18 protein-coding genes are annotated in these 22,253 nt (G+C 37.5%); 8 read left to right on the forward strand and 10 right to left on the reverse strand.

Annotated features, from left to right (window positions below; translation table 11 throughout):
- Positions 1 to 15: 15 nt before the first annotated feature.
- From paaB to BUE24_RS17805, 4 genes are all read right to left on the reverse strand, one after another.
- Positions 16 to 300 carry a 1,2-phenylacetyl-CoA epoxidase subunit PaaB gene (gene paaB / locus BUE24_RS17790; RefSeq protein ID WP_073318888.1) on the reverse strand — a complete coding sequence of 95 codons (285 nt, stop codon included), beginning with the start codon at positions 298 to 300 and terminating at the stop codon, positions 16 to 18.
- A gap of 10 nt (positions 301 to 310) precedes the next feature.
- Positions 311 to 1,267 (reverse strand): 1,2-phenylacetyl-CoA epoxidase subunit PaaA, encoded by a 957-nt coding sequence (paaA, locus tag BUE24_RS17795; protein ID WP_073318891.1) that lies wholly within the window; start codon positions 1,265 to 1,267, stop codon positions 311 to 313.
- A gap of 12 nt (positions 1,268 to 1,279) precedes the next feature.
- A complete protein-coding gene (paaE, locus tag BUE24_RS17800) occupies positions 1,280 to 2,353 on the reverse strand; it encodes a 1,2-phenylacetyl-CoA epoxidase subunit PaaE (RefSeq protein ID WP_073318894.1) in 1,074 nt (357 codons plus the stop codon).
- A gap of 98 nt (positions 2,354 to 2,451) precedes the next feature.
- Positions 2,452 to 3,021: a TetR/AcrR family transcriptional regulator gene (locus tag BUE24_RS17805; protein WP_073318896.1), complete on the reverse strand. Its 570-nt coding sequence runs from the start codon at positions 3,019 to 3,021 to the stop codon at positions 2,452 to 2,454.
- Between the two features lie 137 nt (positions 3,022 to 3,158).
- Here BUE24_RS17805 and BUE24_RS17810 point away from each other — a divergent pair, with 137 nt between their 5' ends.
- Positions 3,159 to 3,599: an META domain-containing protein gene (locus BUE24_RS17810; protein ID WP_073318898.1), complete on the forward strand. Its 441-nt coding sequence runs from the start codon at positions 3,159 to 3,161 to the stop codon at positions 3,597 to 3,599.
- Between the two features lie 13 nt (positions 3,600 to 3,612).
- Here BUE24_RS17810 and BUE24_RS17815 read toward each other — a convergent pair whose 3' ends face one another.
- Positions 3,613 to 5,262, reverse strand: a complete 1,650-nt coding sequence (locus BUE24_RS17815; protein ID WP_073318901.1) for a T9SS type A sorting domain-containing protein — start codon at positions 5,260 to 5,262, stop codon at positions 3,613 to 3,615.
- 192 nt (positions 5,263 to 5,454) lie between these two features.
- Between BUE24_RS17815 and BUE24_RS17820 the strand changes: the two genes are divergently transcribed.
- The gene (locus BUE24_RS17820) at positions 5,455 to 7,212 is read left to right on the forward strand and encodes an aromatic amino acid hydroxylase (RefSeq protein WP_073318905.1); all 1,758 of its coding nucleotides are present in this window, start codon (positions 5,455 to 5,457) and stop codon (positions 7,210 to 7,212) included.
- A 20-nt stretch (positions 7,213 to 7,232) separates the two neighbouring features.
- Here BUE24_RS17820 and BUE24_RS17825 read toward each other — a convergent pair whose 3' ends face one another.
- Together BUE24_RS17825 and alaS are read right to left on the reverse strand one after the other, a co-directional pair.
- Complete coding sequence (locus tag BUE24_RS17825; RefSeq protein WP_073318908.1) at positions 7,233 to 8,180, reverse strand: GSCFA domain-containing protein; 948 nt, start codon at positions 8,178 to 8,180, stop codon at positions 7,233 to 7,235.
- 52 nt (positions 8,181 to 8,232) lie between these two features.
- Positions 8,233 to 10,866, reverse strand: a complete 2,634-nt coding sequence (gene alaS, locus BUE24_RS17830) for an alanine--tRNA ligase (RefSeq protein ID WP_073318911.1) — start codon at positions 10,864 to 10,866, stop codon at positions 8,233 to 8,235.
- A gap of 210 nt (positions 10,867 to 11,076) precedes the next feature.
- On the opposite strand from alaS, the gene BUE24_RS17835 reads away from it, so the two are divergent.
- The 6 genes from BUE24_RS17835 to BUE24_RS17860 are packed head-to-tail and all read left to right on the forward strand — an operon-like array spanning position 11,077 to position 15,381.
- Complete coding sequence (locus tag BUE24_RS17835; protein ID WP_073318914.1) at positions 11,077 to 12,054, forward strand: M23 family metallopeptidase; 978 nt, start codon at positions 11,077 to 11,079, stop codon at positions 12,052 to 12,054.
- Between the two features lie 6 nt (positions 12,055 to 12,060).
- Entirely contained in the window at positions 12,061 to 13,167 is a 1,107-nt protein-coding gene (locus BUE24_RS17840; RefSeq protein WP_073318916.1) for a CapA family protein, read from the forward strand.
- A 4-nt stretch (positions 13,168 to 13,171) separates the two neighbouring features.
- Entirely contained in the window at positions 13,172 to 13,501 is a 330-nt protein-coding gene (locus BUE24_RS17845) for a MerR family transcriptional regulator (RefSeq protein WP_073318919.1), read from the forward strand.
- Between the two features lie 26 nt (positions 13,502 to 13,527).
- Positions 13,528 to 14,127, forward strand: a complete 600-nt coding sequence (locus BUE24_RS17850; RefSeq protein WP_073318922.1) for a LemA family protein — start codon at positions 13,528 to 13,530, stop codon at positions 14,125 to 14,127.
- Between the two features lie 3 nt (positions 14,128 to 14,130).
- On the forward strand, positions 14,131 to 14,568 hold the full coding sequence (locus tag BUE24_RS17855) for a TPM domain-containing protein (RefSeq protein ID WP_073318944.1): 438 nt from the start codon (positions 14,131 to 14,133) through the stop codon (positions 14,566 to 14,568).
- On the forward strand, positions 14,569 to 15,381 hold the full coding sequence (locus BUE24_RS17860; protein WP_073318947.1) for a TPM domain-containing protein: 813 nt from the start codon (positions 14,569 to 14,571) through the stop codon (positions 15,379 to 15,381).
- Positions 15,382 to 15,962: 581 nt separating this feature from the next.
- On the opposite strand, the gene der is transcribed toward BUE24_RS17860, so the two are convergent.
- The 3 genes from der to BUE24_RS17875 all read right to left on the reverse strand — a co-directional run bounded on the left by der (position 15,963) and on the right by BUE24_RS17875 (position 22,026).
- A complete protein-coding gene (gene der, locus BUE24_RS17865) occupies positions 15,963 to 17,270 on the reverse strand; it encodes a ribosome biogenesis GTPase Der (RefSeq protein ID WP_073318950.1) in 1,308 nt (435 codons plus the stop codon).
- Between the two features lie 309 nt (positions 17,271 to 17,579).
- Positions 17,580 to 19,106, reverse strand: coding sequence for a choice-of-anchor I family protein (locus BUE24_RS17870; RefSeq protein WP_073318953.1), 1,527 nt, complete (start codon positions 19,104 to 19,106; stop codon positions 17,580 to 17,582).
- Between the two features lie 178 nt (positions 19,107 to 19,284).
- A complete protein-coding gene (locus tag BUE24_RS17875) occupies positions 19,285 to 22,026 on the reverse strand; it encodes a collagen-binding domain-containing protein (RefSeq protein ID WP_073318955.1) in 2,742 nt (913 codons plus the stop codon).
- Positions 22,027 to 22,253: the final 227 nt, after the last annotated feature.

Here is a 22,253-nt window from a genome sequence, read left to right on the forward strand (position 1 = left end):
AATGAGCTTTGCAAATCACATATGTTTTACCTCATCAGGTAATGTATAAAAAGTAGGATGCCTGTATACTTTATCCTGAGCGGGTTCAAAAAGCTCCCCATTATTTTCAGGATTAGAAGCAGTAATATGCTTTGACTCTACTACCCATATGCTCACTCCTTCATTTCTTCGGGTATATACATCACGTGCGTTTTCTAATGCCATTTCTGCATCTGCTGCATGGAGGCTTCCAAAATGACGGTGTTCGAGACCATTCTTACTTCTCACAAACACTTCCCAAAGTGGCCAATTTTTTTTCATCACTTATATTTTAAATTGCCTTTTTAAGCTTTTTATCTTCTTGTTTTTCGGCATATGCCATTGCTGCATCTCTCACCCATTCTCCATTCTCCCAGGCATTCACTCTTGCCGACATTCTTTCTTGATTACAAGGACCATGTCCTTTCACTACTTGCCAGAACTCATCCCAATCGATCGCTCCAAAATCATAACTTCCTCTTTCTTCATTCCACTTTAGGTCCGAATCCGGAATAGTCAGCCCGATGAGCTCTGCTTGAGGAACAGTTTGATCAATAAACTGTTGGCGCAATTCATCATTGGTTTTACGTTTTAATTTCCATTTCATAGATTGTTCCGTATGCACAGATTCTGCATCTGTGGGCCCTAACATCATCAAAGATGGCCACCACCATCTATTTAATGCATCTTGAGCCATTGCTTTTTGCTCTTTGCTTCCCTTGGCCAGATTCATCATAATTTCAAAACCTTGTCTTTGGTGAAAACTCTCTTCTTTACAGACTCTTATCATTGCTCTTGCATAAGGACCATAGGAAGTACTGCATAGAGGAACCTGATTGATAATAGCAGCTCCATCAACCAACCAACCAATAGCACCAATGTCTGCCCAAGTGATCGTTGGATAATTAAAAATGCTCGAATATTTTGCTTTTCCCGTATGTAATTGATCGTACAGCTCGTCTCTTGAAACACCAAGCGTTTCGCAAGCACTGTATAAATACAATCCATGCCCTGCTTCATCCTGAACTTTTGCCAACAAGGCCACTTTTCTTCGTAATGAAGGTGCTCTTGTGATCCAGTTCCCTTCGGGCAACATTCCTACAATCTCGGAATGTGCGTGTTGAGAAATCTGACGAATATGAGTTTGCCTGTATTTTTCAGGCATCCAATCTTTTGGCTCTATCTTTTCATCTCTAGCAATTCTATCTTCGAATAGCCTTTCGAGATTTTTAACTTCTTTTTCACTCATAGCTTTGCGTTTTTAAACATCAAAATTAACTACTACTTTTTCTGTAGTTGGTACCGCCTGACAAGACAATACCAAACCTTTGGCCACTTCGTCTTCTTCAAGCGCATAGTTGATTTTCATTTCAACAGTACCTTCAACGATTTCACATTTACAGGTACTACATACTCCTCCTTTGCAGGCATAGGGCAAATCTGCTCCTGCCGCCAAGGCTCCGTCTAAAATATTATCATAATCATCATCCATGGCAAAATGAAATTCTTTACCACCATCAATGATTGTTACTTCTGTTCCTTCGTATTTGTGCTCTGCAACCTCTGCAGCACGTTTCTTATCTTCTTCGGTCGCTCCAGAGAAGAAAAGTTCATAATGAATCTTATCTTTGGCCAAACCAGCTTTTTCCAATTCATCCCGAATCAGAAAGATCATTTCTTCAGGACCACAAATAAAACATTCATCCACATCAGCAACATCAAACACCTTTGAAGTAAGTTCTTCTATTTTTTCTGAAGTAAACCTACCATTAAGCAAAGGAATATCTCTTTGTTCTTTGGTCAGGAAATAAAATATCTCAAATCTCCCGAAATAGGTATTTCTCAGTGCTTCTATCTCTTCTTTAAAGATAATTGATTTTGCGTTTCGATTCAAATAAAACAGCTTGAAAGTACTGTTAGGTTCTGATGCCAAATGTGTTTTGATGATGGATAGAATTGGAGTAATACCACTACCGGCAGCAAAAACCACATAGTTCTTTGCTTTGGTTGTATCCACATCTACAAAGAAATTCCCCGAAGGCTTCATGATATCCAACACATCACCAACTTTCAGGATATCGTTGGCGTAGTTAGAAAAAAGCCCACCATGTATTCTTTTTACAGCTACCTGCCATTTATCTTCAAGAGGACTGGAACAAAGCGAATATGAACGTCTCACTTCATTACCGTCAATCATTGTTCTTAAGGTAAGGTATTGTCCTTGCGTATACGAAAATGTCTCTTTTAAATCTTGAGGAATATCAAAGGTGATAGCTGTACAATCCTTAGTTTCTCTAACTACTTCAGAAACTGATATGGGATAAAAATCTGTCATAAGTCTTGTTTAACTATAACGTTATAGCTACACAAAACTAACAATTGTTAGTTTTATACACAAATAAATGTATGTTAATTTTAAAAGCGCTTGGACCTCTACACCATCCCTTTAAGCAACACGGAAATCATATCATGCTTTAGTATTTCTGCATCAATGTTTTTTTGTTTAGGATACCATAAATACAATGTTCTTAATGTAGAAAGAGTAGAAAACACCATGATTTCGATATTAAAGGGCTTAATTTCCTCTCTGTCTACTCCGTTTTTCACGATCGCCCGAAAGTTTTCTTCATACTCCTGTCGCATCTTTTCGAAATACTGTAGATTCTTTTCTTCCAGATGCATCCAATCGTTGTTTAGAGAAGCTAAACCATCAGAATTGCGCAGGGTAACATCGATATGAAGATCTATAATGTTTTCAAGTTTTTTGATAGCATCTACCTTCGAATTTACAATTTGATTCATTCCTGTCGTAAATTCTTCTGCCAACTCAATAATAATGGTGGATAAAATCTCCTGTTTGGAATCGATATGGTTGTATAAACTTGCGGCTTTTATCCCCATTGCCTTGGCAAGGTCTCTCATGGTTACTGCACTGTATCCTTTTTCTTTGAAGAGTATGGATGCCGCTCTTATTATTTCTTCCTTTCTACTTTCGGATTTCATAAATACATTTGATAGTTTTCCCTATCAAAAATAAATTTTAATCCCTTATATCCTAGATTTTATAACCTAAAAACAAAGATTATAATACATTTGTGTAGCTTTTACCGCCAAATAACACTCAAAATGTAACTTAGATCATGAAATTTATATACTTTTTGCTTTTTATCCTTAGTGCAACCACCCCGAAGAACTGTAATAAGAATGCTCATCTTTCCAAAGCCGACACACAGCATCATGAGACACAGGTCTTAAGCAATAAAATTGGTATTTTAGAACTCAACGGGAAAGATGTGTCCCAAGAAAAATTATTTATCGTTTTTAACAAAGAAGACCAAAGGGCTTCTGGTTTTTCGGGTTGCAATACGTTTTCGTGCAAGTACACCGAAGAAGGGGATACTATATCCTTAGGCATAGCAATCGCTTCAAAAATGTATTGTGCTGAAAAAGACCAGTTAGAAAGTGATTTTTTTGCTGCCTTTTCTTTAATTCAAAAAAAGCGTGTTAAAGAAAACACCATCTATCTCGAAGATGACAATAACAACGTAATAGTTAAGGGTAGTTTTATTTTAGACGAATAGCCCTTACCTAAGTCTATAAATTACGATTGATCACCACTTTTCTGGTTAAGGATTCTCCATTTGTCATATTTCTGATCTTAATAAAGTACATGCCAGAAGAGCGATCACTCATATCGATCTGAGATACTGTTCCGGTAAGCGCACCAGACCCTATAAAGCCGCCGGAAATATCATAAATTTTAAACTCAATAGGATCATTATTCCCTTTTGAAATAGAAACGAGTGCAGTAGAAGGCACAAAAGAAACTACAATTGCGTTACCGGTTACAGGTGGATTGGTGGTTCCTTCTACAGAAAGCATATCCAAGGTTGTTCTTTCTGTATTACTTGGATCTAGCCAATTTGATAACCGCGTAGCATCGGTAGTTCCAAAATCCCAGGAAACATCAAATCTTCCATAAAAATCAAACTGATTATTATCGTTTGTCCCATTGCATGCAGCAGCTCCTCCAGCCAACTGACCAATAATTCTCCCGTTAGGATCAAAAATCGCAGATCCCGAAGACCCTCCTTCTGTTACTCCTAAATCCCAATCTTCAATAAACCAGATTTTGGTCTGGGGATTTCCGTTAAAAGGGGTTTCTTCCTTCGTAGGTACATTGTTATCCCTACACACTTTCATGATATCTCCATCAGGATGATGAATTCCCACTGTAAAACTTGGTACATCTCCTGTTCTGTCCCATCCAGCCCATTCTAAATCCCAGGATTCATCCAATCCGCCATCCAAGTTAAGTAACTTGAAATCAGACTCAGTATTGGCCGCAAGGACAGTAGCTCCACTAGTGGTTTGATTGACCGTGGCATCTGTACTATTAGCAGTGGTTGCACAAGATGGGTTTGGACTGATCCAATTAAATCGGAAAGCCCAAGTAGATTCGGATCCAGATTGGCAATGATTTGCAGTCAAAAAATAAGGTGCTCTATCATTGCTTGTGTTATTTATGAGGTTACCTGAACATACAAAACCATTCAAAATAACGAAGGCTACTGATTTTTTCAATTGATCTTTTAGCGCATCAAAATCATTACCCACAGGGCAGTCTACATCTTGGTTACAATCTCCAGAAGTATTTAATGCTTTTTCGCGCACCATGGCATCTGTAACAGAGCGATACCCATGTATCACTTTTGCTATGGTTAAATCCCCTTGCCCCTTTACACGAGCTGGTTCATAATACTCTATCCAAACATTATCTCCGGCCACCATCCAGGTTCCTAACAGTTTATCTGGTCGATTAAAAATATTGGTATAAGCGCCCAAAAGATCCTTTCTATCATTACTATACAAATATATTTTCGCTCCTCTAGGAACTTCGTAATTACTAAACACAAAATTTAAAGATGTAGCTCCCTCAGAAATGATATTAATTCTCCAGATTCTATCCCCATTCGGTAGTTCGTTCCAAACTCCTGAATTTTCCAAACCAAGGTTTACCTTTAGTTCATGGCCAAACCTAAAAGGAATATCCCTTTTGGTATCATTGATAGCATCTTCTGCCTTAATTTTATCCAAGTCAAAGGGTTTCATTTTAACCGGAGATATGTTGTCTTTGTTCAAGCTTTGTAAACTCCAACTTAGAGGCTCTCCTTCATTTGTAACCTGGCTTGTAGCCAAAGCACCAACACACAAAAACACAACAAGTAAAAATAACTTCTTCATCCTAAATTCATTTAATTACAGTAGTTAATCAAAAAACACTTTTAATCTAATAATAGTGTTTCTTCCTATTATAACACCGCATGATGTATTTACCCTACCTTATTCTTCACAAATTTAGTTAATAAATAAGTATATTGTCTGACAAACCCGTAATTTTCGCCATTAAAAAAATAGCGCAAACCGATTACTAATATGTCATTACAAATAGAATCCAATCCTCTTATTGATAGATTACCGCCGCACTTGAAACAATTTATTAAACCGCAAAATTATGAGGATTATACCCCAATTAATCATGCGGTATGGAGGTATGTTATGCGAAAAAACATTGCTTCTTTAAGCAAAGTGGCTCACGACTCTTATCTAAAAGGATTAGAAAAGACTGGGATTTCTATCGAAGCTATCCCTAGTATGTATGGTATGAATAGGATCTTGAAAGAAATCGGTTGGGCAGCTGTTGCTGTAGATGGTTTTATCCCGCCCAATGCATTTATGGAGTTTCAGGCGTACAATATTCTGGTAATAGCCTCGGATATCAGGCAACTTGAAAATATTGAATATACTCCAGCTCCTGATATTATTCACGAAGCTGCAGGTCACGCTCCTATCATTGCTAATCCGGATTACGCAGAATACCTGCGTCGTTTTGGAAAAATTGGTTGCAAAGCTATTTCTTCTAAAAAAGATTATGAAATGTATGAAGCTGTACGCGCCTTATCCATTCTTAAGGAAGCGCCTGATACGGATCCAGAAGATATCTCAAAGGCAGAACAAAAAGTGGAAACACTTCAAAATCAAAAAGAAGATCCTTCAGAAATGGCTTTGATTCGAAATCTACATTGGTGGACGGTAGAATATGGTTTGATAGGAACTACGGAAAATCCTAAAATCTATGGAGCAGGATTACTTTCGTCCATTGGTGAGAGCGAATGGTGCATGACCGATCAGGTAAAAAAGCTGGATTATTCGCCAGATGCTGCTTTTCAGGATTTTGATATTACAAAACCGCAGCCGCAGTTATTTGTAACTCCGGATTTTGCTTACCTGTGTCAGGTGCTGGAAGAATTTGCAGATACCATGGCTTTACGAAAAGGAGGACACAGAGGACTAGCTAAGCTAATCGAATCGAATAATCTAGGAACTATCGAGTTAAGTACCGGATTACAAGTATCGGGAGTGTTTACCCGAATGATAAAAAACGAGGATAACGAAGTTATTTATTTTGAAACCAAAGGGCCAACAGCATTATCATTTCGCGAAAAAGAGCTGATCGGCCATGGTATAGATGCCCATCCTGACGGTTTTAGATCTCCTTTAGGAAAATTAAAAGGGATCAACCTTGCCATAGAAAATATGTCCCCGAGAGATCTCAAAGCCTACAACTTTTATGATGGAGAGTATATCGAATTTGAGTTTGAAAGTGGGATTACGGTAGCCGGAAACAACATTACCGGAATGAGAAACATACAAGGGGAGTTGATCTTGATACAGTTTAGTGAGTGTACCATCAAATACAAAGGAGAATTTCTCTTTAGACCAGAATGGGGAACTTTTGATCTGGCCGTAGGAAAAGAGATCGTTTCGGCTTTTTCTGGTCCTGCAGATGATTATTCGTTTGATTTAGTGACTCATCAAAATGCAACTACTACCATAAAAAAAGAGTACAGCACCAAACAACAGGAACTTCATGATTTGTATCAATCGGTAAGAAACATTCGTGAAGGTAAAAACACCAAATTTTCTCTTGAAGCCGTTTTTGATATTCTTACTCAAAACCATGAAGAAAATTGGTTATTAGCCATAGAAATCTATGAGCTTATCCATGATAGCAATACAGATTTTGCAACTCGGGTTTTTGAATACCTTAAAAGTATTGAAAAACACCAACCGAAGATCAAACACCTTATCAGTAGTGGATTAAATATTATCTTAAATACTCAAACTGTGTAAAAGTGCTGCGGTAAGGAGTTCTAAAACTGTATAAAGGGAAAGTCCTTCTGAATACGACTCTTTTTTATCTCTAATTTTTCAAGAAATTGTAGATGTTGCTCACTTTGGGGATAAAAAGGTTTGTGCGCAATACCTCGCTGAATTTCTTCGACCCGTTTCATAGTATCTGCAGTTTTTTCAGAAATCCAGGTATGATAAAATCGTTCCCAGATATAATCAATCGCTAGCTTACTAGGATGCACCATATCCCCTTCATAAAACCGATAATCTCTCAGCTCGTCCATCATAATCTCATAGGATGGGAAATAACTCACCTTTGTTGAAGTATCTACCACTTGATGAACAGCGGTTAACAAATGAGATTTACTTCTGTTGTTCGCCACAATACCGTCTTTTATATGGCGAACGGGAGACACAGTAAACAAAATACCTACAGTAGCATTTATGCTACGAATTAGGTGAATGCAACTCTGCAGGCTTTCTACAATATCATTTACAGACAACAATTCTTTTGAGAACTCTTTTTGAGGAATTTTATGGCAATTCGCTACAATTAGATCCAGCGCTTTGAGTCGATATACCCAAGATGTCCCTAAGGTAATGCTGATATGTGTTGCAGAAGAAATTGCCTTTCTTCCTAAACATATTGCAGTGTTTAAATCGACAAGCAACTGGTTTTTATCTGGATTACTCAACGTAGAATGCGCATCAAAACAATGCCAGTTTTCATTATGAAAAAACAAATCCTCTTCGGTATATTGATCATTTTCTACGATCATCCAAAGCAATGTTTCAATAGCCTTGGGATGAAACAATATACCAAAGGGGTTGATTAGATTTTTAAACTTATAGTATTCAAATTTTGCTCCGATATTTTCTGCAAAACATGACCCCAACAATAGCACCTCAGATGCATAGGTGATCTTAGGCTCTTGAGACACTAATGGTATTTTGGTCTGTAGGTTCATTTAGACCTTTTTATACTTTTGAAGTTAGAAGATTAGTATTCCAAACTTAATATTACTGTATATATTGTTTTGCATTTTGCAATGCTTCATCTAATCCACCAGGATTCTTACCTCCTGCGGTAGCAAAAAACGGTTGGCCGCCTCCACCTCCTTGAATAAATTTACCTAATTCTCTAACCACCTGGCCAGCGTTTAAACCTTTTTCTTCAACCAAATTTTTAGAAACATAACAAGAAAGCAAAGCTTTACCATTTTGTTCTGATCCAAATAAGGCAACAATATCTTCTAGCTCGTTACCCAACTCAAAAGACAAATCTTTGATTCCAGCAGCATCCAGGTCTACTTTCTTCGCTAGGAAATTCACTCCATTGATTTGCTCAAATTCAGATTTCAAATCTCCTTTTAAGTTTTTAGCCTTTTCTTTAAGCAACACCTCAATTTGTTTTTTGAGACTTGCATTTTCTTCTTGTAAAGAGGTAATTGCTTTTACCGGATCTTTGGTATTCTTAAGCACTGTTTTCACACTTTGATAAGCTTCAGACTGATTTGTAAAATAGTCTTTTGCTGCATCACCAGTAATTGCCTCGATACGTCTTATACCTGCTGCAATAGCGCTTTCTGAAGTTATTTTAAAGTGCCAGATATCTTGAGTATTTTGTACATGAGTACCTCCACACAATTCCATAGATTCTCCAAATCGGATCGCTCTTACTTCGTCTCCATACTTTTCACCAAACAACGCTATGGCTCCTTCAGAAATAGCTTGATCATAAGTAATTCCTCGTTGTTCTTGCAATGGCAGATTTTCTCTAATTCTAGCATTTACAAAATCCTCGATTTCTTGTAACTCATCGCTATTCACTTTTGAGAAATGCGAGAAATCAAAACGCAAGTTACCGCTATGCACCATAGATCCTTTTTGCTCTACATGGGTGCCTAAAATAGCTCGCAAAGCTTGATGCAGCAAGTGCGTTGCTGTATGATTCGAAGCTGTTCTTGCACGTTGCTTTGTATCCACAACCGCTGTAAATACACCATCAACATTTTTGGGTAGGCTTTTTGCAAAATGAACAATCAAATTGTTCTCTTTTTTGGTATCAATGATATAGGAAACATCTCCATTGGCAGCTTCGAGATATCCCTTATCTCCAACCTGTCCTCCACCTTCTGGGTAAAATGGAGTTCGGTCAAAAACCAACTGATATAAATCTCCATCTTTTTTACTACTCACTTTGCGATAGCGAGTCACTTTTACTTCAGAAGATAATTCGTCATAGCCTACAAAAGTTTCAGAAGTATTATCTAATAAAAGCTCCCAATCACCTGTAGATACCTGCGTTGCAGCACGAGATCTTTCCTTCTGCTTTTGCAATTCTACTTCAAATGCTTTTTGGTCTAATTCATATCCTTGCTCACTTAAAATCAAAGCCGTAAGATCGATTGGGAAACCATAGGTATCATAAAGCTCAAACGCTTTTTCACCAGAAACAACCTTTTCTTTAGTCTCTTTGATGACATTATCCAACAAGCTAAGCCCCTGATCCAAGGTTCTTAAGAAAGATTGCTCTTCTTCTTTGATTACATTAACAATCAGGTTCTTTTGTGTTTTAAGCTCTGGAAAAGCATCACTCATCTGCTGACTTAATGTCTCTACCAACTTAAACATAAAAGGTTCTTTGGTATTCAGGAAAGTAAACCCATAGCGTATTGCTCTTCTTAAAATTCTTCGTATTACATATCCAGCACCAGTATTACTTGGCAGCTGACCATCTGCAATAGAAAAGGCAACTGCTCTAACATGATCGGCAATTACACGAATAGCTACGCTTACCTTACCGTTCTCATCGGTTGGCAAACTATCTTTATCATATGTAGAATTGGTAATGGTCTCAATTTCTCTAATAAGCGGTGTAAATACATCAGTATCATAATTCGATTTTACACCTTGCAACACCATACATAAGCGCTCAAACCCCATACCTGTATCTACATGTTGCGCTGGCAGTTTTTCTAGAGAACCATCTGCTTTTCTGTTGTATTGCATAAAAACCAGATTCCATATCTCTACCACCTGAGGATGATCTGCATTCACCAAATCACGACCAGGAACTTTTTTCTTTTCTTCTTCGGACCGGATATCTACATGAATTTCGGAACAAGGCCCACACGGCCCCTGATCTCCCATCTCCCAGAAGTTATCACTTTTATTTCCCATGATTATTCGATCCTCGGGAACGATAGCTTTCCACAGATCATAAGCTTCTTGATCCATATCTAGCTTTTCATCTTTGGCACCTTCAAATACGGAAACATACAATATATCTTTATTGATTCCATAAACCTCGGTAAGGAGTTCCCAAGCCCAATGGATGGCTTCTTTCTTAAAATAATCACCAAAACTCCAATTCCCCAACATCTCGAACATGGTATGGTGATAAGTATCCATTCCTACCTCTTCCAAATCATTATGCTTACCACTTACACGAAGGCATTTTTGAGTATCCGCAATACGATTGTTTTTAGGAACACCGTTTCCTAAAAAGAACTCTTTAAACTGATTCATCCCTGCATTGGTAAACATCAAAGTAGGATCATCCTTAACAACCATTGGTGCAGAAGGTACAATACCGTGTTTTTTGGATGTAAAAAACTCTAAAAACTGACTTCTTATTTCTTGGGATTTCATGCGTTCTATAATATTGCTATTCTTTTTCAAATAATACTCTCTAAACTCTAAAAAATCAACCTTTTACCCAATCACCAACATCGATATTTTTGTCTACCTTTTGTCAGTTTTTTCTGGACTTTACAACATTTTATTATATTTGTTGCGTTGTCTTGTTATGAAACAGGACTTTTTTGGTTGATATCCTGCAAAAATAGCATATTTTAGATTATGTCAAAGGTTAAATATTACTATGATAGCGATACTCTTTCTTACCGCCGAATAGAGCAAAAGAAGGGTCGTAAATTTGGTATCGCAGCTTTAAGTGTCATTGGCGCTTTTTTGGCTGGTTTTATTTTACTTCTTGTATATCTAAACATCCCTCAATTAGAGACTCCGAAAGAAAAAGCATACCGACGAGAGTTAGAAAACATGCAACTTCAATACGAATTGATGAATAATAGATTAAAGCGTAATGAAGATATCCTTGGAGAAATTGCAGAACGAGATGACAATATTTATCGTTTGTACTTTGGTGCTAATCCTATTCCTGAAGAAGTAAGAGGTGCAGGTTTTGGTGGAGTAAACCGATACAAGGATCTTGAAGGTTTTGACAATTCTGAAATCATTGTTGAAAGCAGCAAACGAATCGATAAGTTAACCAAACAAATTGTAGTACAGTCCAAATCCTTGGATGAAATTGCTGCGTTAGCCGAACAAAAAGAGGAATTACTAGCAACTATACCTGCCATACAACCTATACAGAATTCTGATCTAAAGCGTATGGCTTCTGGATATGGATGGCGTAGTGATCCATTTACCAAAGCAAGGAAATTTCATTATGGAATGGATTTCTCTGCTGCCACGGGCACTCCTGTATATGCCTCTGGAAATGGAGAAGTAACTCGAGCTGATGCAAATTCTTCTGGTTATGGGAAACATATTCGAATTGATCATGGCTTTAACTATGTAAGCCTTTATGCTCATTTGAGCAGATATAATGTAAAGAAAGGGCAAAAAGTAAAAAGAGGAGATGTTATTGGATATGTAGGTAGTACCGGACGTTCTGTAGCACCTCACTTACATTATGAGATCTTCAAGGATGGCGAACGTATCAATCCTCGTAATTTCTACTACGGAAGTTTAACTTCTGAGGAGTTCAGTGAAATGCTGAAGGCCTCCAACTTAATTAACGAAACTCTAGACTAATCATCCATGCGTAGGATACTTCTATTCGCCTTTATTTTTGTTTTCGGTAGTACTGTACGGGCTCAAAAATATTCAAAAGAGGCCATTAATTCTATGTTCATTATTGCACAAAAAACCCAGGAAGAACTAGCCAAACCCAAATTTGTGAAGGTCATGGCCGTAGGGGATATCATGATGGGCACCAACTTTCCTAATGATAGTTATTTACCTCCCGAAGGCAAAGGACCTTTTGATGATGTAAATTCAATTTTGACACAGGCAGACATCCTTTTCGGGAATTTGGAAGGGACTTTGACCGATGAAGGAGAAAATGCAAAACGATGTTCTGATCCCTCAAAATGTTATTCTTTTAGGTCACCAGAGTCCTTTGGAAAATATCTGGAAGAAACTGGGTTTGATGTCATGAGCATTGCCAATAATCATATTGGTGATTTTGGAGAGATTGGTATTAAAAACACTTCCAAAACCCTCGAAAAACATAAAATAGCATATGCCGGTGTTTTTGCGCAACCCTCTACCATTTTTGAGAAAAACGGAATTACCTATGGATTTTGTGCCTTTGCACCTAATAAAGATTGCTTAAAAATTCATAACTTAACCAATGCAAAAAAAATTGTTGATGAACTAAAGCAAAAAGTAGATATCGTGATTGTTTCTTTTCATGGTGGAGCAGAAGGGTTTAAACACACTCATGTCCCTAGAAAAACAGAACGTTTTTATGGAGAAGATCGTGGAGATGTTTTCCGATTTGCCCACTCGATGATAGATGCTGGTGCAGATATGGTTTTGGGCCACGGTCCTCATGTATCCCGAGCTTTTGAAGTTTATAACAATAAATTTATCGCTTATAGTTTAGGTAATTTTTGCACCTATTCCAGATTCAATTTGGACGGTATTAAAGGATATGCGCCAATTGCTGAAGTACATATTGATCTGGATGGGAATTTTGTAAAAGGAAAACTACACTCTGCCAAGCAGATTGATGAAGTTTATCCTTTTATGGACGAAAAGAAAAGGGCTTTAAAGGAAATTCAAAAGCTAACACAAGAAGATTTCCCTGAAAGCAAACTCGTTTTTGAAGAAGACGGAAGTTTTACACAACAAAAAGAGTAAACATATGTACGTAGACCTACCTAAGAAATTATATTACGGTATCGGCGAAGTTGCCGCTGCATTCGACGTGAATACCTCTTTGATTCGCTTTTGGGAAAAAGAATTCGACATTTTGAAGCCCAAGAAAAATGCCAAAGGCAATAGAAAGTTTACTCCAGAAGACATTAAAAACCTTGAGCTTATCTACCACCTTGTAAAAGAAAGAGGATTTACACTAGAGGGAGCAAAAATTCATCTGAAAGAGCAAAAACAAGAAACTCTTGACACTTTTGATATTATACGAAAGCTAGAAGCTATCAAAGGACAATTATTGAAGATTAAAGAGCACTTATAATATATTCATTTCAACCACTTCGAAAAATGAAAAAACTTCTTATACCAATTCTTATTATCGTAGCCATATTAGGGCTATTCTATTTTTTATTTGCCGGAAGGTATAACAATGCCATTCTACTACAGGAGGATGCCAAGACTGCATGGTCTAATGTCGAAAGTGCTTATCAAAGACGAAGTGATCTTATCGGCAATCTGGTAAAAACGGTACAGGGTGCTGCGGACTTTGAACGCTCTACACTCAAAGAAGTCGTAGAAGCAAGAGCCAAAGCTACTTCGGTCAACATAGACCCTAGTAATATCACTCCAGACCAAATGGCTCAATTTCAGCAAGCACAAACGGGATTAACCTCTGCTCTATCCAGATTACTAGTTACCGTAGAGCGTTATCCTGATCTAAAAGCCAATCAAAACTTTTTGAATTTACAAACTCAATTGGAAGGTACCGAAAATCGAATCAATGTAGAACGCAATCGTTACAACGAAACCGTTGGACAGTTCAATAAATACATAAAAGTTTTTCCAAACAATATTATTCTAGGCCTATTCGGAAGTTTTGAGGAAATGGCAAGGTTCAAGGCCGACGAAGGTTCTGAAAAAGCGCCTGATGTGGATTTTGATTTTTAATACATGTCTGAAGTAGAAGATTTTCTAACCCAACAACAAGAACAGCAAATTATTGCTGCCATTAGGCATGCAGAAAGGCTTACCTCTGGGGAAATACGAGTCCATATAGAAAGTCATACCGATCTCGATGTATTAGAGAGAACAAGAGAAGTATTTCATCTTCTTAAAATGGATAATACCGAACAGCACAATGGTGTATTAATCTATGTGGCGGTAACCGACCATATGTTTGCAATCTACGGCGATAAAGGAATTCATGAAGTTGTTGGAGACGATTTCTGGAATAGTACCAGAGACGCTATTTTAACTAAATTTAAGGAGAACAATTTTACACAAGGGTTAATTGATGGAGTACTCCTGGCTGGAGAAAAACTACAAAAATATTTCCCTTGGGAACATGGAGATATTAATGAACTTCCTGACGAAATATCCAAAGGATAGATGAAAAATACGCTGCAACAATTCATAATATCTTCTTTACTCATAACAATAACTATTGTATTAAGTAGCAATACTGCCTATTCACAACGCAATATACCTCCTAAACCATCTTTAGAAACTGCCGTTTACGATGACGCCACATTACTTTCTAATGCCGAGGTAAAACTACTTGAACGAAAATTGATCCGATATGCGGATACAACTTCCACCCAAATCGTTGTTGCTACTATTACTTCTTTACAAGGAGAAAATATTGGATTGTATGCCGCAGAATGGGCTCATAAATGGGGCGTTGGACAAGAGAAAGAAGACAATGGTGTCTTTATTTTGGTGGCTAAAAACGACAGAAAAATATGGATCGCAACAGGTTATGGAGTGGAAGAAAAATTGACCGATTTTACCTGTAAAACAATTATTGACGAAATCATTACTCCTGAGTTCAAAAAAGGGCGCTTCTATACTGGTCTGGACAAAGGAACGACAGCTATTTTTGAAGTTTTAGCTGGCACTTTTGATGGCAATAGAAAGTCTTCTAAAAAAAGCATCCCCATAGTACAGATCATTTTTCTGGTCGTCTTTTTTATTATCATTCTTAAAGCTTTTTCCAAAAGCAACCATGGAAATGACGGTAAAGGAAACCGCGGGAGAAGATCAGGAAGCGGCAGCCTTTTGGATGTTATCATCCTTAGCAATATGGGCCGTGGTAGTTATGGAGGAGGATCCTATGGCGGTGGTAGTTTTGGAGGAGGAGGTTTTGGTGGAGGCTTCGGCGGAGGAGGTTTTGGCGGCGGTGGAGCCGGAGGTAGTTGGTAATTCTACCTGTTAGATCTTCCTAAATTAAAAACACTCTCTTGATTTTGATCATGCTGATTACTTACTTTTCCCTAAAAACAACTTTTCTCTGTTCTTTCAAAGCGTTCTTATCATAACAAATTTTATTTCCTCATCACCTAAATTTAAGCCGCCCTAAATTGTACAAATTAAGGCAACTCATCTTTCTACACTCTAAAATATTATATAGTTTAGATGCAATCACCGGTGACAAGGTATCGCTGAAAACCTTTATAAAATGTAGGCACAAATAATCTTAATTATGAAAAAATCTAGAAAAATTAAATTAAATCTAGACAAGCAAACTATTTCTAAGTTGGGTCAAAAAGCAATTAAAGGAGGACAACACTATACATGTACACCTACCTGTACTCAAACGGCCTTACACAGTAGATGTGGAAATCTGCAATGCTACTAATGTTAGAGTAGAGATCACATAACATTTAGACTTATTTAGATACAGAAACAACTAAGTCTTTAGACTACAACAATTCAAAACAGTCTTGTCTTCACTGAAGCAAGGCTGTTTTTTTACCACTTACTCTTGTTACGAGTTTAAATTGTTACTTCTTCCTGAAATACACCGAAACTGGAACCCCATGAAAATCAAATTCCTTACGCAACTGATTCTCAATAAATCGCTTGTAAGGATCTCTGATATATTGTGGTAAATTACAAAAGAATGCAAACTGTGGTTGCGGAGTAGGTAATTGTGTAATGTACTTGATTTTGATATATTTTCCTTTGTATGCAGGAGGTGGATTGTTTTCTATAATAGGCAACAATACATCATTAAGTTCGCTAGTTTTGATTTTTTTGGATCTATTTTTATAGACCTCAACAGCAGTTTCTATAGCCTTATAGATACGTTGCTTTGTCAATGCTGAAATAAAAACAATCGGCACATCAGTAAAAGGCTCTATTTCTTTTTTGATGTACTTTTCGAAATCTTTGAGTGTATTGCTTTCCTTATTTTCAATAAGATCCCATTTGTTTACCAAAATTACTACTCCCTTTCTATTTCGTTCTGCCAGCCAAAAAATATTTTGCACTTGCCCATCAAAACCTCTAGTGGCATCCAAAACTAACAAACATACATCACAATGCTCTATAGCTCTTACTGATCGCATTACTGAGTAGAATTCCAGATCTTCTTTTACTTTTGATTTACGCCTTATCCCTGCCGTATCTACAAGGTTAAACTCAAATCCAAAACGATTGTATTTGGTATCGATAGCATCTCTAGTGGTCCCTGCTATATCTGTTACGATATATCGGTCTTCTCCGATCAACGCATTGATGAATGATGATTTTCCTGCATTAGGCCTCCCCACTACTGCAAATCGAGGTAATTCATCTTCTTCATCCTCTTCTTTCTCGGGTAATGCTTCTACCAAGGCATCCAAAAGTTCTCCTGTACCACTTCCGTTGATACTTGCAATCGTGTAGTATTCTCCTAACCCTAAACTATAAAACTCTACTGCGTCTGCAGCTCTCTTGGCATTATCCACTTTATTTACGGCAAGAAACACAGGTTTATCCACTTTTCGTAGCAGTTTAGCTACATCTTCGTCCATTCCCGTAACTCCAGTTTCTACATCAACGATAAAGATAATTGCATCAGCCTCATCGATAGCCAATTCAACTTGTTTATCTATTTCTGCCTCAAAAATATCATCACTACCTAGTACATATCCTCCTGTATCGATGAGAGAAAACTCAACCCCGTTCCAGTCACTCTTACCGTAATGGCGATCTCGTGTCACACCACTTACAGCATCTACAATAGCTTCTCTTCTTTTTATCAAACGATTAAAAAAAGTTGATTTCCCTACATTAGGTCTCCCTACAATTGCTACAATATTACTCATTTCGAGATCTTTCTAAATTTTGTGCAAAATTAGACTTTTTATTTTAGCAGACCATAGGATTTGTAATAGATTAAAAATGAAGTGAAGTTTATAAAAAATAAAAAGCCCCACGGCCCGCGTTAAGGCCTATGGAACTTTTCATAATTGATAGTCAGTCAGTGAAATAATTACTTACTTCAAAGATAGTATGTATTGTAGTGAAGTCGGTTACTGTAAAACAACAAAGTTTTTATGGAAGTAATTTAACATAACATTTAACTATTTTAGAAACAAAGCTTTAACCCAACTTTTACCAATTAAACAACACAACTATTTACTGATTTCGTAGATCGCAATGGTATTTGAAACTTCATGAGTCGCTATCAAAAGATCTTTTCCTGTGGGACTATCTGATGCCTTCACTACAATTAATCCTTCTGGACTAATATCATTTGCATCTCTAAGCCACTCTATAAACCTTGGGTTATAAGGATTTGACATATCATATACCATTACTCCTCCCGTACGTTCTAATCCTACAAATAATAAAGTTCTATTCCCCACTCTAAGGGTTACTACCGCTTCAGGTTCTGCTCCTTTGTCATCAGATCTTTTATCAGCTTCGCTTCCTTCGTTATTATTAAAAGCACTTGGGTCGATATCAAAAACAGTTTTTCCGATTTGATCTCCACTATCAAAAATCAGTGACCCCGAGGTAGACCAAATACTGAAAGATCTTCCGCCGTAGGCATAAATTTCATCAAAATCCCCATCTCCATCGGTATCACCATTTGCTGTAGTTGTTTTTAATCTTCCCAGGTTCTCATCCAATTGTAATACGTCTGCATCAGGAAAAACGGCAGGATCTAGAACAAGATCTTTTACTCTTTCCTCTTCAGAATAGCCATCGTAATCTCTTGCATCGCCTTCGTTTGCTGTTATTAAAAACCCAGCTCCTCTAATGTTGGTATAGGTTATCGCATCTGGATGATAGAAACCATATACTGGCCAATTCTGGAAGTTTCCTACGATATCGTCTTTATCACTTGCGTCGATTTGATTTTCAGGAAGGGCGTAATTTTTAACTCCCAGACCTACAATATCTCTAATCGATTTTGAATTCAGATCAACGATAGCAATTCCGTTATTTTCTTGTAAAGTAACATAGGCAGTTCTCGAATCCTTGGAGATAGCGATATACTCTGGCTCTACATCTTGTGCAAATGTAGCTCCTGGTCCAAATACCCTGAAATGGTTTCCAGTACTAGCAACACTAAAGGCATTGAATCCAACATTAAAAACTTCGTCTGTAAGCGCGTTAATAATAGTAATAGACCCTTCTGGATCATTAGTATATAAATCGTCTGGTTCTCCTTCGTTTGCAGCCACTATAAATTTTCCATTAGGACTAAAGGTTACCATATCTGGAAGAGGTCCCGCAGGATACGTATTTAGCAATTGCTGAGAATCTGAATTATAAGTAGCAACAACCCCATTTGCTTGCTTGTTTGCTGCGTTTTCTAAAGCTACTGCTACTACTCCATTTTGAACAGCAACACTATTGGGTATTCCCGAAAGTGCTATGCTGGCTCCTTTTACAGGTGTAGAAGGGTCTGTAATATCCCAAACAGAAAGTTCTGCTTCGTTGGGGTTTACTATAAATAATTTTCCAGTACGAGCGTCGAATGCCGAGATTTCGGCAAATCCTTCGTCGCCACTACCATTACTAAAGCCTCCTATTTTTGTAAAACTAAGATTTTGAGAGCCACCCCCGCCTTGAAAATCATCAAGATCACAGGAGCTTAAAACTCCCATAGTGATGGCTGCAAAAAGAAATGATTTGTTAAAAAGTTTCATTGTCGATACGTTTTGTGTGATTAAAACCTCAAATGTTGGTATCTAATATTTCTTTAATGTTATCCAAAAGCTAAATAACATCAAGCCATCTTTGATCTAATATTACCTTTTTGTAACAAAAAAAGGCCCACTTTAATAGCAGGCCTTATCTTTTATGGGTTTAGTTTCTCTGGATATATTAGTCTACGACAAATCGTTTCACCATATTAAATCCATCATCTCCTTTGATACTAATCATATAAATACCTGACGATAATTTTGGGAAATCGATAAGACTCACCTCCATAGTTACTTCTCCTGCTGTCATGTTTTTGGTGATTACTGGTCCCATTGCTCTTCCTGATAAGTTATATACAGATACTCTTACAAATTGGCTTTGTTCTAAGGAAAGATTTACCTTAAGATCATCTGTAGGTTTCAATAAAGTAGGGAACACACTAGCTGTTCTAACAGTATCTCCACCACCACAATCTTTTACAATAACCATTACTTCAGCAGTACCTTCACACGCACCTAATGTAATAGTAACAGAATAACTCGTGGTTACTGTAGGAGCAACCGTAATAGACCTGGTTGTTTCTCCGGTAGACCATAGATAGGTTTCACCTGGAGAAGCCGTTAATGTCACTGCATTTTTTGCAAAACTAGTTGTACCTCCTCCTCCATCAGTACAAATTACCTGGTCTTCTCCGGCAGAAACTCTTAGTCTGTTAACCGCTACAAAAACCTCATCTGTGGCAGTACAACTCCCTTTGCTTACGATAACAGCGTAATTGACATCTGTGGTTGGAGAAACTGTGATAGACTGAGTAATTTCTCCAGTTGACCATTCATAGGTATCACCTTCAGTGGCTGTAAGAGTTATTGTATCTCCCACACATATAGATTGATCATCTCCTAAATCAACTTCAAAATCTGCTACAATTACTTTTACGTTATCGGTTCCCGAACAATCTCCAGTATTCACTGTTACCGAGTACATTGTTGTTGCTCCCGGAGCCACCGTTATCGATTGCGTAGTTTCACCATTAGACCATTCATAGGTATCACCCTCGGTAGCGGTAAGAGTCACCTCTTCACCAGCACAAATGGTTTGATCATCTCCTGCACTTACCACCGGCGAATCATCAAAGGTTACAGAAACTTCATCGGTAGCCTCGCAATCTGCACAGTCTTTTACGGTAACTGTATAGGATCCAGACTCTGTAACTGATATCGTAGGTGTTGTTTCTCCTGTTGACCACAAATAGGTAACTTCATTATTCTCAGAAGTAATACAATCTCCAATATTGATATTAAAATCTCCTCTATTAAAATCATTGTCTGTAGTATTAAACCATCCTGAAGCTCCATACCTTCCTAATTCGTCTTCGGTAACGTTGGCTCCATTTCCTAACTGGAAAGCTGGTCCCATTCTAGAAATATCAAAAGACCAGGAACCATCTGTATTTGATATTGTTCCTGTTACTTCGGTATAATAAATCCATCCATCTGTGTTTTCTGTATTACAAAAATGGTCTTTAGGGCTTCCCGCAGGAGTATTGGTTGTTCTTCCTGAATAGGTTACATCTACAGTCAAAGTTATTTGAGCATCATCATTATCAGCAACAGATCCTTTTAAGGTTGCTGTTCCGTTATCTAACTCCTCCCATTTGAGGTCGATATTACTATATCTTTTTACAATATCGTTTCCATCATCTTTTAGCCATAACACATACTCAAAGTTTTTCCCACAACGAGCAGTATTTTCTATATCATATGTTCCTGTGCAATCATTACAGGTAGAAGGATTTGAAACAGAGGCTGATAGCACAACCTCGTCAACTCCACAAACTGACACATCCTCTCCTGCATCTACTGCAAGCAAACAGGTTGGAGTTTCGGGATCTATACATGGTTCAAAAGGATGGTGATGTAACTCTCCTTGATTGTGATAATAGTTATTAGCAATCACTTGCCCGTTAATATTTCCTGAAGAGTTTTTTATAACATCTGCCTCTGGAGCAAATAAGGTTCCTACCAAAGTTCCTCCTCCGTTCAAGGTTACCTTTCTCGCGTTGTAAAAATTCCATAAAATAAAGCGCCCATGCTGATCACCAATATTGTTCATATTAAATACTGTCCATTCAAAATCTGATGGAGCATCTACATTGATTACCAATGGAGTTGTTACATTTGGAGCATTTTCGAAAGTCATATAGGGCAACCCTAAAAGCTCATTTGCCGAAAGATTTAAAACATTTACTTGATTAGCAGCAAGTGTAATTTTATAGTCTGAAGTCACTGTAACATTAGCTTGTAATGCACTCCAAGAAGTTGATTTGGTCTTGAAACTCTCGAAAGCTCCTGCAAAATCTATAAGATTACTTTTTCCCACGGTAACTCCGTTCTGCTTCCTTTGTACCTGAATTCTAGGTTTGGCATCGTAACTCCCAGATGTGATTCGGGTGTTTACCGAAGCACTATTAAGATCTACATCATGAACTGAAGAACCATTAAGGTTTCCAACTTTTACATAACCGTGATTCAAATGAATTCCTTCTCCGGATTCGTAGTGAATTACACCTCCTACGATCAAAGAAGAAGGTTCGCTATCACCATTAAAATAATTTTCACCTCCCGCATGTGCGGCTAAAGTAATAATGCCTTTCATTGTTAAATCACCTCCTAGTGCGATAGGTCCCTCTGTATCTCCTCCTTTTACATAAGTTTCATTTCTTACAAAGGCATTAAATCCAAGACTAGCGTGTATCGCATTCTGGCAATTCGTATCTGGATCAGGGGTGTTTTTTCCTTTTTTACCAGCATCCAGAGTATTGAATCCTGAAAAAAGAATAAAGATCATCAGTAAGCTACTAAAGCACATATAAGAAAATGCTCTCTTACTATATCCGTTAAGTGTTCTTGTAATTTTTGACATTGGTAGTTGTGTTTATACATTCAAAAATTTGAATCGTTAGTTTATTTTTGGGTTTGTTATTCTGAAAAGAAGTTCGTTAAGACCACAATACAATCATCCCAGGCTTTACGCAAGGGTTATTTTTATTGCTACAAAAAGAATATTTGTTTAACTAGCTGACAGGTCCTATTGAAGAAGTGTTCACGTTTCATATTTTGGGGCTTTAATGTAAATTTGGACCGCTAATT

The organism is Aquimarina spongiae (genome assembly GCF_900141785.1).
Lineage (GTDB): Bacteria > Bacteroidota > Bacteroidia > Flavobacteriales > Flavobacteriaceae > Aquimarina > Aquimarina spongiae.

Bases quoted from the DNA above. Each gene is read 5' to 3' on its own strand.
- BUE24_RS17835 (WP_073318914.1), top strand. From the start codon at position 11,077: ATGTCAAAGGTTAAATATTACTATGATAGCGATACTCTTTCTTACCGC.
- paaE (WP_073318894.1), bottom strand. From the start codon at position 2,353: ATGACAGATTTTTATCCCATATCAGTTTCTGAAGTAGTTAGAGAAACT.
- der (WP_073318950.1), bottom strand. From the start codon at position 17,270: ATGAGTAATATTGTAGCAATTGTAGGGAGACCTAATGTAGGGAAATCA.
- BUE24_RS17825 (WP_073318908.1), bottom strand. From the start codon at position 8,180: ATGAACCTACAGACCAAAATACCATTAGTGTCTCAAGAGCCTAAGATC.
- BUE24_RS17875 (WP_073318955.1), bottom strand. From the start codon at position 22,026: ATGTCAAAAATTACAAGAACACTTAACGGATATAGTAAGAGAGCATTT.
- BUE24_RS17820 (WP_073318905.1), top strand. From the start codon at position 5,455: ATGTCATTACAAATAGAATCCAATCCTCTTATTGATAGATTACCGCCG.
- BUE24_RS17815 (WP_073318901.1), bottom strand. From the start codon at position 5,262: ATGAAGAAGTTATTTTTACTTGTTGTGTTTTTGTGTGTTGGTGCTTTG.
- BUE24_RS17860 (WP_073318947.1), top strand. From the start codon at position 14,569: ATGAAAAATACGCTGCAACAATTCATAATATCTTCTTTACTCATAACA.
- BUE24_RS17805 (WP_073318896.1), bottom strand. From the start codon at position 3,021: ATGAAATCCGAAAGTAGAAAGGAAGAAATAATAAGAGCGGCATCCATA.
- alaS (WP_073318911.1), bottom strand. From the start codon at position 10,866: ATGAAATCCCAAGAAATAAGAAGTCAGTTTTTAGAGTTTTTTACATCC.
- BUE24_RS17870 (WP_073318953.1), bottom strand. From the start codon at position 19,106: ATGAAACTTTTTAACAAATCATTTCTTTTTGCAGCCATCACTATGGGA.
- BUE24_RS17855 (WP_073318944.1), top strand. From the start codon at position 14,131: ATGTCTGAAGTAGAAGATTTTCTAACCCAACAACAAGAACAGCAAATT.
- BUE24_RS17850 (WP_073318922.1), top strand. From the start codon at position 13,528: ATGAAAAAACTTCTTATACCAATTCTTATTATCGTAGCCATATTAGGG.
- paaA (WP_073318891.1), bottom strand. From the start codon at position 1,267: ATGAGTGAAAAAGAAGTTAAAAATCTCGAAAGGCTATTCGAAGATAGA.
- BUE24_RS17845 (WP_073318919.1), top strand. From the start codon at position 13,172: ATGTACGTAGACCTACCTAAGAAATTATATTACGGTATCGGCGAAGTT.
- BUE24_RS17810 (WP_073318898.1), top strand. From the start codon at position 3,159: ATGAAATTTATATACTTTTTGCTTTTTATCCTTAGTGCAACCACCCCG.
- BUE24_RS17840 (WP_073318916.1), top strand. From the start codon at position 12,061: ATGCGTAGGATACTTCTATTCGCCTTTATTTTTGTTTTCGGTAGTACT.
- paaB (WP_073318888.1), bottom strand. From the start codon at position 300: ATGAAAAAAAATTGGCCACTTTGGGAAGTGTTTGTGAGAAGTAAGAAT.